19 protein-coding genes are annotated in these 16633 nt (G+C 66.9%); 8 read left to right on the forward strand and 11 right to left on the reverse strand.

Features of this window, described 5'->3' with window-relative positions; translation table 11 throughout:
- Positions 1 to 224: 224 nt before the first annotated feature.
- The 6 genes from PKE80_RS00335 (at position 225) to queC (ending at position 5429) form a co-directional block, all read left to right on the forward strand.
- Positions 225 to 944, forward strand: a complete 720-nt coding sequence (locus tag PKE80_RS00335; RefSeq protein ID WP_271180798.1) for a cold-shock protein — start codon at positions 225 to 227, stop codon at positions 942 to 944.
- A gap of 188 nt (positions 945 to 1132) precedes the next feature.
- Entirely contained in the window at positions 1133 to 2323 is a 1191-nt protein-coding gene (locus PKE80_RS00340) for an aspartate aminotransferase family protein (RefSeq protein ID WP_271180799.1), read from the forward strand.
- Positions 2323 to 3246 carry an ornithine carbamoyltransferase gene (argF, locus tag PKE80_RS00345; protein WP_370424831.1) on the forward strand — a complete coding sequence of 308 codons (924 nt, stop codon included), beginning with the start codon at positions 2323 to 2325 and terminating at the stop codon, positions 3244 to 3246. The genes PKE80_RS00340 and argF overlap by 1 nt, the downstream gene beginning before the upstream one ends.
- Complete coding sequence (hslO, locus tag PKE80_RS00350; RefSeq protein ID WP_271180801.1) at positions 3243 to 4148, forward strand: Hsp33 family molecular chaperone HslO; 906 nt, start codon at positions 3243 to 3245, stop codon at positions 4146 to 4148. Before argF ends, hslO begins: the two co-directional genes overlap by 4 nt.
- Positions 4149 to 4254: 106 nt before the next feature.
- The gene (locus tag PKE80_RS00355; protein ID WP_036529925.1) at positions 4255 to 4656 is read left to right on the forward strand and encodes a DUF3617 domain-containing protein; all 402 of its coding nucleotides are present in this window, start codon (positions 4255 to 4257) and stop codon (positions 4654 to 4656) included.
- Between the two features lie 65 nt (positions 4657 to 4721).
- Positions 4722 to 5429, forward strand: coding sequence for a 7-cyano-7-deazaguanine synthase QueC (gene queC, locus PKE80_RS00360; protein WP_271180802.1), 708 nt, complete (start codon positions 4722 to 4724; stop codon positions 5427 to 5429).
- A gap of 148 nt (positions 5430 to 5577) precedes the next feature.
- Here queC and PKE80_RS00365 read toward each other — a convergent pair whose 3' ends face one another.
- The 11 genes from PKE80_RS00365 to PKE80_RS00415 form a co-directional block, all read right to left on the reverse strand.
- Positions 5578 to 6591, reverse strand: a complete 1014-nt coding sequence (locus PKE80_RS00365) for an OmpA family protein (RefSeq protein ID WP_271180803.1) — start codon at positions 6589 to 6591, stop codon at positions 5578 to 5580.
- Positions 6592 to 6780: 189 nt separating this feature from the next.
- Entirely contained in the window at positions 6781 to 7239 is a 459-nt protein-coding gene (locus PKE80_RS00370) for a DUF2793 domain-containing protein (RefSeq protein WP_271180804.1), read from the reverse strand.
- A gap of 36 nt (positions 7240 to 7275) precedes the next feature.
- Positions 7276 to 9468 carry a GTA baseplate fiber-binding domain-containing protein gene (locus PKE80_RS00375; protein WP_271180805.1) on the reverse strand — a complete coding sequence of 731 codons (2193 nt, stop codon included), beginning with the start codon at positions 9466 to 9468 and terminating at the stop codon, positions 7276 to 7278.
- 1 nt (position 9469) lies between these two features.
- Entirely contained in the window at positions 9470 to 9883 is a 414-nt protein-coding gene (locus PKE80_RS00380; protein ID WP_271180806.1) for a hypothetical protein, read from the reverse strand.
- A complete protein-coding gene (locus tag PKE80_RS00385) occupies positions 9880 to 10701 on the reverse strand; it encodes a phage/gene transfer agent baseplate hub protein (protein WP_271180807.1) in 822 nt (273 codons plus the stop codon). The genes PKE80_RS00380 and PKE80_RS00385 overlap by 4 nt, the downstream gene beginning before the upstream one ends.
- Positions 10698 to 13040, reverse strand: coding sequence for a DUF2460 domain-containing protein (locus PKE80_RS00390; RefSeq protein ID WP_271180808.1), 2343 nt, complete (start codon positions 13038 to 13040; stop codon positions 10698 to 10700). The genes PKE80_RS00385 and PKE80_RS00390 overlap by 4 nt, the downstream gene beginning before the upstream one ends.
- An 11-nt stretch (positions 13041 to 13051) precedes the next feature.
- The gene (locus tag PKE80_RS00395; RefSeq protein ID WP_271180809.1) at positions 13052 to 13612 is read right to left on the reverse strand and encodes a tail tape measure protein; all 561 of its coding nucleotides are present in this window, start codon (positions 13610 to 13612) and stop codon (positions 13052 to 13054) included.
- Positions 13602 to 13793 carry a phage tail assembly chaperone gene (locus tag PKE80_RS00400; RefSeq protein WP_271180810.1) on the reverse strand — a complete coding sequence of 64 codons (192 nt, stop codon included), beginning with the start codon at positions 13791 to 13793 and terminating at the stop codon, positions 13602 to 13604. The genes PKE80_RS00395 and PKE80_RS00400 overlap by 11 nt, the downstream gene beginning before the upstream one ends.
- Complete coding sequence (locus PKE80_RS00405) at positions 13790 to 14098, reverse strand: gene transfer agent family protein (RefSeq protein WP_271180811.1); 309 nt, start codon at positions 14096 to 14098, stop codon at positions 13790 to 13792. The genes PKE80_RS00400 and PKE80_RS00405 overlap by 4 nt, the downstream gene beginning before the upstream one ends.
- The gene (locus PKE80_RS00410) at positions 14095 to 14502 is read right to left on the reverse strand and encodes a phage major tail protein, TP901-1 family (protein ID WP_271180812.1); all 408 of its coding nucleotides are present in this window, start codon (positions 14500 to 14502) and stop codon (positions 14095 to 14097) included. Before PKE80_RS00410 ends, PKE80_RS00405 begins: the two co-directional genes overlap by 4 nt.
- 137 nt (positions 14503 to 14639) lie before the next feature.
- Positions 14640 to 15149 carry a hypothetical protein gene (locus PKE80_RS00415; RefSeq protein WP_271180813.1) on the reverse strand — a complete coding sequence of 170 codons (510 nt, stop codon included), beginning with the start codon at positions 15147 to 15149 and terminating at the stop codon, positions 14640 to 14642.
- A 343-nt stretch (positions 15150 to 15492) separates the two neighbouring features.
- Here PKE80_RS00415 and PKE80_RS00420 point away from each other — a divergent pair, with 343 nt between their 5' ends.
- Together PKE80_RS00420 and PKE80_RS00425 are read left to right on the forward strand one after the other, a co-directional pair.
- Positions 15493 to 16128, forward strand: a complete 636-nt coding sequence (locus PKE80_RS00420; protein WP_271180814.1) for a YqaA family protein — start codon at positions 15493 to 15495, stop codon at positions 16126 to 16128.
- 127 nt (positions 16129 to 16255) lie between these two features.
- Positions 16256 to 16561, forward strand: a complete 306-nt coding sequence (locus tag PKE80_RS00425) for an usg protein (protein WP_271180815.1) — start codon at positions 16256 to 16258, stop codon at positions 16559 to 16561.
- The last annotated feature ends 72 nt before the right edge of the window (positions 16562 to 16633 follow it).

Below are 16633 nucleotides of genomic sequence, written 5' to 3' on the forward strand. Positions count from 1 at the left end.
CGGAGCGTTGAGGCAAGCCCATTCGTCGCTTAAAAACCGCTAATTCGTCGTGAAGCACTGCAAAGACCTCGCATTTCCGTTCGCCATCGCGTTTGGAGTCGTGTAAGAGTCATGTTCGCAGGAGAGGGTCGGGCCTTAGCCCGGCCGCTTGCCTGACGTTTGGCGTGGATCGTCCGCCCGCCTGACGAATACTTCTGGGGCGCAGCGAAGGTACGCTAGTAGACATGGGTTTTGATAGAGGTCGTCGCGGAAGGGGACGCGACAATAAGCGGGGCGGAGAAGACGAGTTCGATCCGTTCTACGCTGGTGGCGGAGATCGCTTCGGCGGCGGTGATCGCGGCGGCTTCGGCGGCGGCGGTGGCGGCTTCGGCGGTGGCAACCGTGGCGGCGGCTTCGGCGGCGGTGGTGGCGGCGGCTTCGGCGGCCGTGGCGGCGGCGGCGGTGGCGGCATGCCTGCACAGGTCGTCGGCCAGGGCAAGGGCGTCGTAAAGTTCTTCAACGCAGCCAAGGGCTTCGGCTTCATCCAGCGCGACGAAGGCGGCGACGATGTGTTCGTGCACATCAGCTCGGTCGAGCGCGCCGGCCTCGAAGGTCTGGCCGAAGGCCAGCAGCTCGAATTCCAGCTCGTCGATCGCGGTGGCAAGGTATCGGCAACCGACCTCGTGGTCGTTGGCGATGTGATCCCCGTCGCCAAGCGCGAGCCGGCGCCGCAGCGCCAGCTCACCGGGGAGAAGGCCACCGGCACTGTCAAGTTCTTCAACTCCATGAAGGGCTTCGGCTTCATCACCCGTGATGACGGCCAGCCGGACGCATTCGTGCACATCAGTGCGGTTGAGCGCTCGGGCATGTCCGGTCTCAACGAAGGCGATCAGGTTGAGTTCGACATCGAGGTCGATCGACGAGGCAAGTACTCGGCGGTCAACCTGCAGCCGCGTCAGGGTTGATCCTGCCTGCACTCCTCCGGGCCAGAACTCCTTAAGGACGTTTGACCCGGAGGCTGCAAACATCTAAACGCGCGCAAATGGCGGTCCGGTAGGGCCGCCATTTGTCGTTTGCGATCTTCAAAGCGAGATTTCTCTAAGGCCCGCCAAGACCCGCGTTCTGGGGGCTCGATTCTGCAAGGAATGCCGACATGTCCATTACCCCGCTGATGCCCGTATATCCCCGGTGCGGCGTGCGTCCCGTTCGCGGCGAACACTGCCATCTCATCAGCGAGGACGGTCGCCGTTTCCTCGATTTTGCCAGCGGCATCGCGGTCAACGCGCTCGGCCATTCGCATCCCGGCCTCGTCGGCGCGATCCAGAAGCAGGCCGAGACGCTGATGCACGTCTCCAACCTCTACGGCAGCCCGCAGGGTGAGGCCGTGGCGAAGCGCCTCGTCGACCTGACGTTCGCGGACACGGTGTTCTTCACCAATTCGGGCGCCGAGGCGGTGGAGTGCGCGATGAAGACCGCGCGCGCCTATCACCAGTCGGTCGGCAACGAACAGAAGTACGAGCTGATCACCTTCAACCAGGCTTTCCACGGCCGCACGATGGCCACGATCAGCGCTTCCAGCCAAGAGAAGATGCACAAGGGCTTCCTGCCCCTGCTGCCCGGCTTCAAGTACGTCGAATTCAACGATCTGGAGGCTGCGAAGGCCGCGATCGGTCCGAACACGGCGGGCTTCATGGTCGAGCCGATCCAGGGTGAAGGCGGCATCCGCATCGCCACCGACGAATTCCTGCAGGGCCTGCGCGCGCTGTGCGACGAGCATGACCTCATGCTGATCCTCGACGAAGTGCAGAGCGGCGTCGGGCGCGCCGGGACTTTCTTCGCCTATGAGCAGTACGGCATCGAGCCGGACATCATGGCGACCGCCAAGGGCATCGGTGGCGGCTTCCCGGTCGGCGCCTGCCTCGCCACCGAGAAGGCGGCGCGCGGCATGGTCGCGGGCACGCATGGCTCGACGTACGGCGGCAACCCCTTCGCCATGGCGGCGATCGGCGCGATCCTCGACGTGATCCCGGACGAGGCTTTCCTCGCGGACGTGCGCGCCAAGGGCGAGCGGATCAAGGCCCGCCTCGAACAGTTCATCGGCAACTATCCCGATCTCTTCGAACTGGTGCGCGGGCGCGGCCTGTTCATCGGCCTCAAGATGAAGGTCGAGCCGCGCGCTTTCGTAGCGCACATGCGCGACAACCACGGGCTGCTCACCGTCTCGGCGGGCGACAACGTGGTGCGCGTGCTGCCCCCGCTCGTCATCGACGACAGCCACATCGACGAGTTCATGGAAAAGCTCTCCGCCGCAGCGGCGGACTACAAGATCGAAGCGAGCGTGTGATGAAGGATTTCCTGAGTCTGTCCGATGCGGGCGGCGATACCCTCGCCGCCATGATCAACGACGCGATCGACCGGAAGGCAGCGCGTGCGGGCTGGGCCAAGGGCCGTGCCGACGCCGATGCGCCGCTTGCCGGGCACACGCTCGCGATGATCTTCGAGAAGAACTCCACCCGCACCCGCGTCTCGTTCGACATGGCGATGCGCCAGCTTGGCGGCTCGGCGCTGATCCTGGAGGCAGGTTCCACGCAGATCGGTCGCGGCGAATCGATCGCTGACACCGCCCGCGTTCTCAGCCGCATGGTCGACGCGATCATGATTCGCACCGACGACCACGCCAAGATCGAGGAACTGGCCCACTACGCCGACGTCCCCGTCATCAACGGCCTGACCGACCTGTCGCACCCGTGCCAGATCGTCGCCGACCTGCTGACGATCGTGGAGCACGGCCATGCGCTGCCTGGCCTCCAGCTCGCGTGGCTGGGCGACGGCAACAATGTCGCCAACTCGCTGATCGAGGCGGCGGGGCTGATGAAGTTCACCATCCGCATCGGCGGCCCGGCGGGCTACGAGCCGGACGCCGGTTTCATCGCGCGCTGCCGCGAGGCCGGGGGCGAAGTCATCCTCACCAACGACCCGCGTGAGGCTGTGGCCGGGGCGCAGGTCGTCGTCACCGACACCTGGGTTTCGATGGGCCAGCCGGGCGGCGAAGTGCACGTCGCCGCGATGCAGCCCTACCAGGTCAATGCCGCGTTGATGGCCGCCGCCCGCCCCGAGGCGACCTTCCTCCACTGCCTGCCCGCGCATCGCAATGAGGAAGTGACCGACGAGGTCATGGACGGTCCGCAGTCGGCGGTGTGGGACGAAGCCGAGAACCGCATCCACGGTCAGAAGTCGGTCCTGCTCTGGGCGCTGGGCAAGCTGTGATCGAAGACGACCTGCTGCGCGACGATACCGGCTTCGACCGGGTGCTCGCCTTCACCGTGCCCGCGCGCCACGTGCGCGGGCGCATGGTGCGGCTTGGCCCGGTGCTTGAGACGGTGCTTTCGGCGCACGACTATCCCAAGGTGGTCAAGCATGTGCTGGCCGAGGCGCTGGTGCTGACTGCGCTGATGGGTTCGCTGCTCAAGGACGAGAACGCCCAGCTGACGTTCCAGGCGCAGGCCGAGGGCGGCGCGGTGGACCTGCTGGTCTGTGACTATCGCAACGGGGAACTGCGCGGCTACTTGCGCCACGACCCCGCGATGGTCGGGGCGCTGGAGGAGGAATGCTCGCTCGAGACGATGTTCGGCAAGGGCTTCCTGGCGATCACTTTCGATCTCGCGACCAGCGGCGAGCGCTATCAGGGCATCGTACCGCTGGAGGGGGCGTCGCTGGCGCATGCCTGCGAGAGCTATTTCGCGCAGTCGGAGCAGCTGCCGACGCTGATCCGTATCGCGGTCCGCTCGAACGGGCCGCGCTGCGTGGCGGGCGGCATGCTCGTGCAGCATTTCCCGGACGGCGAGGAAGGGCGTGAGCGCCTGCACGTCCAGGAAGACCACCCGGACTGGGAGCACGTCGCGATCCTGTCGGGAACGGTGCAGGCCGCCGAACTGGTCGATCCGGTGCTGACGCTGGAGGAACTGGCGTGGCGCCTGTTCCACGAGGAAAGCGAAGTGCGCGTCGAGCCGCTGCTGCCGCTGAGCCGTGGCTGTCGCTGCACTGTCGAGCATTATCTCTCGATTCTGTCCAAGTTCCCCGAGGATCAGCTGGAGGACATGCGCGACGACGATGGGCACATCCCGGTCGATTGCGCGTTCTGTTCCAAGGTGCTGCGCGTCCCGGCCTGAGTAGCACAAGCGAGCGTCATACTCTCGCCACACCTATGGGTGACTTGAAATCCGGGGCGCCCCTGCCGATGTTGTAAGCGGCGGGACGTTTTCAGGGTGCGACGGAATGTTTTCGAAGTCTTCTCTTGCGGTGTTTGGACTGGCCGCCTGTGTAGCGGCAGCGCTGCCGGCTTACGCGCAGCAGCAGTCACTGGGCATGCTCGATGCATTGGCGCACGGTGGCTGGGAACTGCGCGAGCGCGGTGGTCCGGTGCGCAACATCTGCCTCGACAGTGGACGTCGGCTGATCCAGCTGCGCCATCCGGGTGCACCGTGCAGCACTGTCGTGGTCGAGGACAAGGCCGATCAGGTCACCGTGCAGTATACTTGTCGCGGACAGGGCTATGGCCGCACGCAGATCCGGCGCGAGACCGATGGCCTGGTGCAGATCGACAGCCAGGGCATCGTCAACGGCCTGCCTTTCGCGTTTTCCGCCGAAGGGCGGCGCACGGGCGATTGCCGCAGCTGAGTCTGCCGAAGACCTTGCGCATTTGATCGTTGTCGTCCCGGCGTCAGGGGCGTAGCGGGGCAGTCATGCATGAAGAGACAACTCCGCAGCCGGGCTCGGCTGCTCCGCAGGCCGTGGTGCTGCTTTCCGGCGGCCTCGATTCCATGGTCTGTGCCGGTATCGCGCGTGAACGCGGCTTCGCGGTCAATGCGCTGACCATCGACTACAACCAGCGGCACCGGCGCGAACTGGACGCGGCGGCCGAGATCGCCAGCTTCGTCGGGGCGCAGCGTCATGTGGTACTGCCGCTCGATCTGCGGCGCTTCGGCGGCTCGGCGCTGACCGACGACATCGCCGTGCCCAAGGACGGTGTCGGCGAGGACATTCCGGTCACTTACGTGCCCGCGCGCAACCTCGTGTTCCTGTCGCTGACGCTGGCCTGGGCGGAGGCGATCGGCGCCAACGACATCTTCATCGGCGTCAACGCGCTGGACTACTCGGGCTACCCCGATTGCCGCCCCGAATTCATCTCGGCATTCGAGAACATCGCCACGCTGGCGACCAAGGCCGGGGATGAGGGGCAGACGCTGCGCATCCATGCGCCGCTCCAGTTCATGAGCAAGGCTGACATCGCCCGGGAGACGGACCGTCTGGGCCTCAATCCCGGCATGAGCTGGTCGTGCTACGATCCCCAGCCGGACGGGCGTGCTTGTGGTCTGTGCGACAGTTGCCGCCTGCGCAAGGGTGGCTTCGAGGAAGCCGGGCTCACCGATCCGACGCCTTACGCGGCCTGATCTTCAAGCCCCGTACAAAAGAAAGCCCGGCGAGCGATCTTGCCGGGCTTTTTCGTGTCTGGAAGGGGAAGGCGGCTCGCGTAACGCGGGCAAAAGAAAAGGGGGCCGGATTGCTCCAACCCCCCGATCTTGTACCGTTGCCGGTCGCTTACATGCCCGAACCCGGACCGTAAGTGATCTCGACGCGACGGTTCTGAAGCTCGCGCACGCCGTCCGCAGTCGGAACGCGCGGGTTGGCTTCACCGAACGCCTGGCTCGAGATCGAGCCGTCGGGGATGCCGTGGCTGGTCAGGTACGAACGGACCGAAGCGTTACGACGCTCCGACAGGCCCATGTTGTACTTCGGCGTACCCGAACGGTCGGTGTAGCCGGCCAGCATGATCGGCACGCTGTCGCAGTTCGCGTAGGCGCTGACGGCGCTGTCGAGAATGGTCGACGCTTCCGGCGTGATGTCCGACTTATCCCAGTCGAAGAACACGATGTACGGACCCTTGTTGCAGACCGGAGCCGGCGGCGGGGGCGGAGGAGGCGGCGGCGGGGGCGGCGGGGGCGGCGGCGGGGGCGGCGGCGGAGCAGCCGGTTCGCCGAAGTTGTACGCCAGGGTGCCGAGCAGCGAGTGCGAACGCCAGCGGGTGCTGATGTTCTCGCCGGCCGGGCCGACCAGGTCGACGTTCGACACGTTCATGAAGCGATACTTCAGACCCACATCCCAGTGCGAGCTGATCGGAGCACGGATGCCCGCGATTGCCTGCCATGCGAAGCCGCTGTCCGAATCGTCGATCACGTCAGCGTGGACGCGAGCGACACCGGCACCGCCGCCGACGAAGCCCTGAAGGCCGTCGTCCGGACCGAAGTCCAGAAGGCCGTTGACCATGAACGACAGGTTGCTGACGTCAGCACCGCCGGAGTTCTTGATCGCAGCCTGGCGATAGCTGGCTTCGGTTTCGAGACGGAACGGACCGAAGTCGTAACCGAGCACGCCGCCGCCGTCGAAGCCCTTCTTGAAGTCGATCGTGGTGCTGGTACCGTCGACGACAGTGTCAGCGTCTTCGACGATCATGCCGCCGAAATCGAGTTCAAGATACCACGACTTGTCGCGCGCCAGCGCGGGAGTGGCGAAGGCGGTCGAAGCCAGCGCCAGTCCAAGGACGAGTTTCCTCATACGTTTCCCCTACAAAGAGATTTGGAGCCACCGAGTGCGAGAGTGTCTAACCCCTTGGCTTTACGTGTGCAAGCGCACATTAAACGCGACTGTTGCAAATTTGTCGCGTTTGCGGGGGCTTGGGAGGTGGTTGCGCCCTCACTATCCAGAATCTGCAACACCCCTGAAACCCCTGTTTCCTTGCACCCGTCAATCCGAAGGTAGAATACCCAAGGCTTGGAGAGCCGAGACCAGATCGCTGATCGCGGTCCGAGCCTCCCCATCAACACTCGTCCCTCCAAGTGGTTCCACGGGGAGCGAAGCTTTTCTCCAGAAACCGAAAAACAGCATCTCGGCGCCGCGTGATGCATCGAAAACGCGTAAGCCGTCGCGAGGTGTGACGAACGCCCAGCCTGCGCCGCGACGCAACGCAACGGAGTCTTCCTGGCCCGCCCACGCGCCGATTGCGTCCTGAGCAACTATCCAGGCGTCGTTTTCTACGGGGTTTTCCGGTGGAGCGTCTGCTTCGCCGAGCACCAGGCAGTGCATCAATGCATCACTCAGCATGAGAGCTTCGTTGACGAAGATCTCTTTCTGCGCCTGACCGGCATGAAGCAGGGGGAGGGCGAAACGCGGGCTGGAATCGGCGAAATTCAGCTGTTCGGGCATGGAGGTTCTCCGTGAGGTCGATCGGGGAGCAGCGGTTCAGGCCAGGGGGGCGAGCGAAAGGGGAAGCGAGAGCGCATGCGTACCCTGTTGACGAACTTGGAACATCGCGCCGGCTTTGGAGGAATAACGGGCGAGGACTGCCGCCTCGATGCGGATTTCCGGTGTTTCGGTCGTCCAAAAAGCTATGGGAGCATCGAGCGGCCCGAGGGTCACGAGGTAGCGTTCGGCCTCTTCGACGAGTGGCACGTCCACGCCATCCCGCCATGACCAGCCGCCGCGTGCCCGGCGCGCCCACGTGAACGTCCATGAACCGTCGGTCGAGATGATACGGCGGCCATGGGCGGGTGAAAGCGGGCGCAGGGTGATGCCTGCGAGATGGACCGGGGAAGCCACCGGTTCGGCATCCGCGCGCCCGAGCGCAAGGACCTGCCGGTTTGGAGCGGAGCCGAGCATTCCTGTATCGACAGCAGCCAGTTCGGAAGCCATCATTACGAATGCCTCTCCTTCAGCATGGGACGCGATGGCGTGTTCGGTGCCGCCACGGCCGCGCAGCAGGCCTTCGAGCCGCCAGCGTCCTTGGCCGAGCGGCGTCGCGAACAGGAACTGGACGATTTCCTCGCCGACGAGCGCCAGGTTCGCACCCTCGCCGAGAAGGGACGTATCGATGCTCGCCAGTTGCATAGCTGGATCGATGAGCTGGACTTCAAGCTGGCTGCCGCGATCGAGGAGCAGTGGATCGCAGGGGGGCAGGGTCGACAATGCCGCGCCCATGACTGCTCGCGTTCGGCCACTGGCGCCGAGTGGCAGCAGAGCGCCGTTGCCCCGGTCGGCATAAAGTGCGGCACCGTTCCATCCTGCGGCCGGCGAGGAGACGGCGGCGAGCGTGCGAACCGTGTCGGGCGAGCCCGCGGTCGGATCGAATGGCAGTTCGAATGCGGTGATGCGGGTTTCGCCGGAAGGGAAATCGGGCGCGGGATTGCCGCGTCCGGGGTCGGAAGCGAGCGCCGGAGGCGTCGCGGCTCCTGCCGGCAGGGCGCGTTCCAATGACAGTTCGACTCCGCAGTCGCGCCATTCCCATTCGCGGATGCGCCACTGTCCGGCGATGCCCGGCAGCATGACGAGCGCGCCGGGGGCCATTTGCGCGTCGAGTTCGCAGGTGCGCCACGATATACGGTCGCGGGTCCAGTCGATGCGGCGCGCGGTCCGCTCGATCAGGGCGCGGGCGGTGGCCGCGTCGAGGGCGGCGGGGAGATCGATGGCGCCGGGTTCGCCGGCAACGGGCCGTCCGGTGGAACGCTGGAGGCTGGCCTGGTAGTCGCGCTCCACATCGTAGTAGCGCAGGATCGAGGGCGGGTTCACGCCCGGCGCCGCGCGGTGGCGGGTGAAGCCGGTCCGGGCGCCGAAATCGTCGTCTCCGGTCGTTACGGCGGCCTCCGGCAGTGCGATGGCGGCGGACTGTCGCCGGTCGCGGGCGATAACGAGATCCTCGCCGGAAGCGTCCAGTTCGAGGGGCATGATCTGGGCAAAAGTCTGCAAGTCGGCGGCGGGGGTGCTTTCGCTGGTGTAACCGACGACGCCGGTGAGCGGGATGGTGCAATCGACCTCGTCGATAACCTCTCCGACGATGTCCTGCAGTGAGAAGTCGTCGTCGGCGATGATCTCGAAGGTCAACGAGGGGATGCGGTTGTAGAAGCCCGACAGATCCAGGTCTTCGAATACCACGTAAGCAACGCCCCGATAGGCAGGACAGCGATCCGCACCTTCGGCCGAGGCGATCAGCGGGTCCGCCGACTGGTCACCGGTGCCGGTGTGGATGCGCAAGATCCCGGTGGCCTTCAGCTCTCCGTCGATGCCGCGCAGCAGCTGCCCGTCCGCCCATATCCGGCCGAGCCCGCGGATAGGTCGACTGGCGAGGGCGACGGCGAAATTGGCGGAGTAGCTATAGGTCGTCACCGAGGGGCTGGCCTTGCCGGTGCCCTGAACTTCACTGCGCTCGACGAGATCGGTCGCCCAGATGACCGAGCCCGCCGTGCGCATGCGCCCGAAGTGGCGGGGAATGACTTGCCCATAGGTCGAGGTGGTCACCACGAGGTCCTTGAGGCGCGGTCCTTCGCGGCCGGTCGCGCCGAACAGGGCAGTGTCGAACTGGCGACCCACCAGCGAGCCGACGGCTCCGCCGAGGGGGCCGCCCAGCATGGTGCCGAGACTTCCGAAAACGAGCGTGGCCATGTCAGTTTCCCGGATTTGAGGTGAGGCGCCAGTGGTGCAGGCGCGGCCATTCGGAAGGCAGACCGCCGTGAACCACCCGTCGCAGCCCCGCATGAGCATGGACCACGCGCGCGGCGCAGGTCGCGATGGCGAGGTGTAGCTGGCAGGCGGAAGGGCGGATCATCAGCACGTCGCCGGGGACAAGTGCCCCGTCGACCGGCTCCAGCCCAAGGCTCGCGAGAGCCGTCCAGGCAGAAGGAGCCGTACGATTGCGCAGCGGATAGCCGTTGGCGAGGCGGACCCTACGACCGGCCCGTGCGAACGCGGCCTCGATGACGCCGACGCAATCGAGGCCGACGCCTGCCTCGCGCCCGTGCAGGCGAAAGGGCGTCCCGACTAGCGCCAGGGCGGCCGATGCGAGTTGCGCCCCCGTCATTGAACCGGTCCGGGATAGCGGGTGAGCATGTCGTTTCCGGGCAGGAACGGTTCGCCTCGAAAGTTCACGGCGTTGCCGAAGCGCTGGGAGCAGGTGTCGAGCGTGTGGTCGCAGCCTTCGCGCAGCACGGCGCGGGTGCCGGGCTCAAGCGTCTCGGCGAGGGGGACGTCCAGGATCAGGCCGCTCGCATCTCCTCCCATAACGTCCATCGCGATGCCCGCCTGGGGGCCGTCGAGCCAGCGCAGGCTTCCGCCTGCGTGATTGGCGGCTTCGGGCGTACCTTCGAACAGCGCGGCATTGGCGGCGGTATATATGCTGACGAGGCGTACTTCGCGTGTGAACTTCTGTGGGTTGAGGTTGCAGCCGGGGGCGCAGAAACCGGCGCGGCAGGCCGGGCTGGTGCGCGGTGTGGGATCGCGCCACAGTTCGGCCTTGCGCGAGACGAGTTCGGCGGAAAAGGCGCCGTCGTCCTCGCTGACCGTGCCGATGGTTCCGGCGTAGAGTACCTCGTGCTCCAGCGTCTCCCAGTCGATGAGGCCGATGCGCACTTGCGCGCCGTCGAAGCGTCCGGCGGCGAGGTCGGCGCTGTCGATCGCTTCATGGGTGAGCGAGCCGCGCACTTCGGCGCTGTCGGGCTCGAACTCGGCACTCTTGCGGATGGCGCTGGGCACCATGCCGGGCGAGGCGCGGTGGAGCACGCCGTCGAACCACAAGTCGCGGTCATGCGAAGTGAACCCCAGCGCCACCCCGTCGCCGCGCAGGATGCGCCAGAAGGTGGCGACGGTTTCGAGGTCGTCGGCGAACCAGCGGCGGGTCATGACGCCTCCCGGATTTCGACGACGGGCACGCTGGGCGCCTCGCCTGCGGCGAAGGCGGCGCCGGAGACTTCGAGGCTGTCTTCGGCGAAGCGGACGGGGACGTCGAACAGGAAGCCCGCGCGGATGTCCGCGCCGATGGATGGGGCGTCGTCGAAGGTGACGACGCCATGTTCGGCCAGAGTCCAGTTGCCGACCTGCAGCGCCCCGTCGATGGAGACGAGAACCGTTGCGAAATCGGGCCGGGTGATGCGGCGGACTTGCGCGTCCTCGCCCTCGCCGTAGCGCTTGATGAGCGGGAACCCGGCCTTGATGCCGTCGCCGGTGCCGAGCGGCTGGTCGAGCGGGCCGGGCGCGGCGACCATGCCGCTCGAACTGAAGTCGCTGGGATCGCGCAGCCGGAACCCGCGAGCGGGACCTCGGCGGGCGCGGAAGAAGGCGATGAGTGCGCCCAGTTCCGCCTCGGAGCGCACGCCCGGGCCGACGTCGAAGCGCAGCCGGGCGTTGGACCACAGCGAATTGCGCCGCTCGAAGCCGGAGGCGGTCACCGAGACGCTGGTGGAGAATTCGGGCACCACCGTCGCGTCGCGGCCGAGTGCGAGCGGGTAGAGCACGTCGTCGAAGGCCTGCATGGGGTCGGCTCCTGAGGTTGGCGGCGGGGGGAGGCGCACGTATCCGTCGCGCGCGACCTGGGGCAGCGCCCAGACTACGACTTCGTGGGGGGCGCGGGTCAGGGCTTCGTCGATCCCGGCGTCGATGCGGAGCCACTGGTCGCGCTGGTTTGGCCTGAGGACGAAACCGGCGAGGTAGTCCTGTTCCTGCGCCGGATAGCCGAGGCGGGCATCGACTTCGGCATGGGCTTTGCGGCGGTGGGCGTCGGCACCGGCGGTGAGCCAGTCGTAGTCTTCCACCTGCAGCCGGTCGAACGCGGGCGCGGCCCAGCCGGTCGGCAGGTTGGCGCGCTTCAGTTCGGGCATGTCGGGCGCGAGCAGGGTGGGGGTGAAGACCAGCGCCAGCGCCTCTACCGGCGCGGGTGCGATCGCCGTGCGTACCGCCGCGACGAGGTCGGCGGTCGATTGCGCCAGCAGCGCGCCTGCTTGATCGAGCATCGCCGTCTGCGCTGGGGAGAGCGGTGCGCGCATGTCGGGAATGGCGGCGGGCGACCCGCCGAATGCGGCCCTGGCTGCATCATCGTAGAGGCAGATGCGCCCGTCGCCGAAGGTCCACCACCATGGCTCACCGATCTGAAAGCGGACGGGTGCGCCCACCTCGGCGAGCGATCCGGCGAACGCCGCGCTGACCGTCTGCAGCCAGGCCATCGCCTGCGAATTCGCGGGCGAGAGCAGGGTGGAGGGCGGATCCCAGCCGGTCAGCGCCGGGTTGCCGCCCAAGTCGCGCTGCTTCCAGTCTTCCGGGCAGTGCTGGTCGAGCAGTTCGTAGGATAGTGAGGCCATCGGGCTGAGGCCCGCCGCGAGGCACTCGGCGAAGAAGGCGCGGTGCCAGCTACGGGTCGGGCCGTTGAGCGGATCGCCGCCCTGCCCGGCGAGGTATCGGCCGCCGTTCGCCGCGAGCCGGAAATAGTGGCTCATGCCGAGGTAATGCACCACCGATCCGCGATAGCCGAGCTGGCGCACGGCGCGGATCAGGCGGGCCGGGGTCTGAATGCCCTGATCGTCATAGCCGGTGGCGATGGCGAGGCCGTTCGCGGGCATGACGACGTCGCCGATCTCCAGCATGGCGCGGGCGCCGTCGGTGGCGATTTCGGTCATCTCGAACCAGCCTTCGGTCTCGGCGGGGAGCGGGTCGGGGCTGGCGTCGTCATAGCCGGGCGGGGCGAAGGAGATGAACATTCGTTCGATCGCGCCGGGCCAGACTCGGTCGGCGTCGGCGGGCAGGGCGTAGCCGCCGTCGAGCGCCGAGAAATCGAGCGTGACGACTGCGTCCTCGCCCGTCCCCTCGGCATAGTTCCAGAGGCGCACGTACCAGGTATGCGACGCGCCCGCTTCGTCGCGGCCCTCGATGGTGAGGGTTGGGCCGTTGATCGCGTCGAGCGGGATCAGCCCGCCCGACCGCCAGCGGAACCGCAGCGAGGTATGCGCATAATCGCGGTCGGTGCGGTAGGCGAGCAGGGGGTGGTCGAGCGCATCGACGCTGTCCCAGATCAGCCCGCCAAGGTCGGTCTTGCGCAGGAACGAGGCTTCCACGCGCAAGCCATCGGGGGCGGTGGACACCACCGTCGCCACCATCGGGCGCGGGAAGTTGAGGGTCCAGAAACGCGGGTCGAAGCGCATGAGCCAGTCGCTCGCCTGCCCCTCGCGCTTGCTGGCGAGCCAGAATGCCATGAGGTCTCTCCTCAGTTCGAGAGGGCGCGGCGCACGGCGCTCGCGACCTGGCGGCTGGAGCGCTGCAGCGACTGCGGCGCGCTGGAACCGCGCGGGGCCGAGAGGTTGATCGCCACGCGCACGTCGCGGCTGGTCGAACCGCCGGTCTCGATGCGGCCTGCGGACGTCGGCACGAACAGCTCCGGCCCGCGCTCGCCCACGACATAGCCGCGTCCGGGCGCGACGTTGCCACCGGTGGCGCGGCCCGGCAGGCCGAGCGCGCCGGTCAGCAGGCCGGAGAGGTCCAGCCCGCCGCCCGCGCCGCTGCCGCCGACCAGCGCCGAGGCCAAGGTCTGCGCGGCCTGTCCAGCGATGGCGTCGAGCGTCGAGGCGGCGGTGCGCTTGAGGTCGTCGAAGCCCAGGCTGCCTTTGCGGATCGCGCCGGACAGGCCCTTTTCCAGCGCGTCGCCTGCGCGGGTGAAGCCGGAGACGAGGTCGCCGTCCACGGCCCCGCGCATTTGCGCGATGTCGCGGGCGAAGCCGTCGGTGCTGGCGCGGACCTCGACGAGGAGGCTGTCGATTTCATCGTCCATGATCGGTTTCCATCAGCTTGACGAGGGTGTCCCGGTCGAAGCCCGCAGGCGCACCGGGGGAGAGCAGGCCGAGCGCGGCGGCCAGTTCGGCCGGGGTGGCCGCCCAGAACTCGGCAGGCCGCCACCCCAGCGTGCGCGCGGACAGGCCGCAAAGGGCCAGCGCGGCGGCCGCGAAAGTCACGCGCTGCCCTTGAGCACTTGCGCGAGCAGCACCCGCAGCGGCGCGGCGCAGGCGGCGAGGCCCTGGGCGACGATCGCCGCGCCCACCGTTTCGCGGCTTGGCCGGTCGGCTTCGGGCAGGCAGTGCCAGAACAGCGTGGCCATCTCGGCGAGGCGAAGTTCGCCCGCGCCCGCCCGCTCGACGAGGGCGAAGAGGGGACCGAGTTCCTCCTCGGCGGCGACGAGCGCGGTGAAGCTGGGGCGCATCACGTAGGCGCCGTGGCCGATGGCGATGGCCGCCTCGCCGCGCAGGGGGTTGGGCGTCATGCCGGGACCACCTCGCCCGAGCTTTCGAGCTGGAGCGTGTAGTTGCGCTCGCCGTTGAAATCGCCCGCGTAGTCGAGGCGCTGGACGAGGAACTTGCCGCGCAGCCGTTCGCCGTCCTCGAAGCTGAGTTCGTAGTCGGCGAGCGTGCCCGCCATGGCGTTGGCGCGCACCTGTGCCTCCGCGGCGCTGCCGAGGAAGATCCCCGCCGCGCTCACCGAGACCGAGCGCACGCCTGCTCCGGACAGCAGTTCGCGCCAGCCGCCGCTGTCCTTGGAAGTGACGACGACGGCGTCGCCGGTGACCGACATCTGCGTGGTGCGCAGCCCGGCGACGGTCTGGTAGGCGGCGGGGACGCTGCCGTTGGAGATCTTGAGGAGGAAGGCGCTGCCTTTCTGGGCGGGCATGGTGAGGCTCCTTTGGTGAAAGAGAGGGGCGCGCCCAGAGATTCCAGTGCCACGTCCATTCGCGGCGATGCTCCGGATCGAGCGCGGCGATATGCTCCTCGATCTCGGCTTCGGTCGCCTCGCGCAGCCAGTCGTAATCAGCCATTCGCGGCGTCCTTCGTCTCCGCGCTGCGGCGGGCGACGACCTGGCGGCGCAGCTGTTCCAGCTTGGCGTCGATGGCGGCGCGCACGACCGCGACGTCTTCGTTTTCACGCATTGCCCTTTCGCGCGCCACGTTCTCGCGGTGGAGGCCGAGCAGGCGCAGGGCATTGGCGTTGTCGAACTTGACCGCGCCATCCTTGGCCTCGCCGAAGCGCAGGCGGTAGAGCACTTCGAGTTCGAGGTTCTGGTAGCCTTCGAGCAGCGCGGTCTGCCACTTGCGGGCGAACTCCGGGTCCAGCCGGCGCACCTTGTAGGCACGGCTGGGGTGAGCACCGGCGATGGCGGCCGCGGCGGTGACGTTCGAGGTTTCGGCCAGCGCGGCAAGGAAATACTTGCGCCAGTGCTTGTTGAGGTCGCCCTCTTCCTCTTCCATTAATGCGGCGCTGATCTTGGTTCGCGGACGGCGCGTCTTCGCGCCGGGCGAAGCCTGCTTCGGCTCGACCATGGGGGGGATCCTGTACTGGAGAGGCGGGCACGTCCGCGAACCGGAGAGAGCGGCGGGACGACTCGGGGGTGTCTGCGTTGTTCCTGTTATGTACCCAAATGGTGGAACAATGTCAACAAAAATAACCAAATTGGTTTTCGTGTTGATGCTTGCCGCGATGCAGCGCGGCTTCTAGATCACGATAACTTTACCGCGAACTCGTCATTGCGAGCGAAGCGAAGCAATCAAGGGCGTTCTGCACTGCCCTTGATTGCTTCGCTTCGCTCGCAATGACGAGGGGTGGTTGGATCCTATCATCGCGCCCTGACCAGGGTGCCGACTGTCTCCCGGGGGGAATTCTCGAATGCTGCGCGGCCTCTACGAATGGACCATGGCCAAGGCCTCGCACCGCCATGCCGGCTGGTGGCTGGCCGCTTTCGCCTTCATGGAGGCGAGCTTTTTCCCCGTCCCGCCGCACCCGCTGCTGGGCCTGATGTGCCTGGCCGAGCCGAAGAAGGCGATTCGCTATGCCGCGATCGCCACGGTGGCATCGGTGGCGGGCGGATTGCTGGGCTATGCGATCGGCCACTTCGCCTATGCCGCTTTCGGCGAAGCGCTGCTGCACGCGCTGCACTTGTCGGAGAGCTTCCCCAAGGCCGCCTGCTATCTGCGCGACTACGGCGCCGAGATCATCATCGTGAAGGGCGCGACGCCGATCCCGTTCAAGCTGCTGACGATCACGGCGGGCTTCATCGGCATGAACCTGCTGGTGTTCGTGGGCGCCTCGATCGTCTCGCGCTCGATCAGTTTCATGATCGTGGGCGTGCTGTTCCGCCTATTCGGTGCGCCGATCAAGGCGGTGATCGACAAGCATCTGGGCAAGGTGACGGTGGGTTTCGTGGTGCTGATCATCGCCGGGTTCCTCGCCGTCTCGCTGCTCGGCGGCGGATCGAAGCAGACCGACGAGAAGTGCGCTTCGGCGGTGGTGCAGACGGTCTGAGAGGCACACGACGCCGGCGGCCCATCATCTACGGAATTTTCCGCCCTTCGCAGTGACTTGACGGCTGTAACCATTGTGTCATCCTCTCCGTGCTGCACCGCAAGGTAGCGGTGCCGGAAGGAGGGCTATGGCTGGTCTACCGGTTGGAGCATCGTCGGATTTCCGCGCTTCCGCGGATTTCCTCAGGCAGCTTGAGGGCTATGGCCTTACGACTGTCGAGATCCACTATTTCCTGCCCGACCATCCCCGGTTCCTGCAGCTCTTCGCTTTCCAGCAATACGACGTGGCGCCGCGCTTCCCGGTGCTGCGCGATTTCCTCGACTACTGGACGCGCGAGATCGAGGGGCCGCTCCATTCGGTGCGGATCGCCCACAATCATCTGATCGGGCCGCAGGAATGGCGCGCGGTGGACGGGATCATCTCGATTCACTGACAGACCGGCCACTGACGGGGTCTTGCTCCTGACATGCTGCGGGTGGATACCCGGCGCATCCGCAAGAGGAGA

The organism is Novosphingobium resinovorum (assembly GCF_027922145.1).
GTDB classification, from domain to species: domain Bacteria; phylum Pseudomonadota; class Alphaproteobacteria; order Sphingomonadales; family Sphingomonadaceae; genus Novosphingobium; species Novosphingobium resinovorum.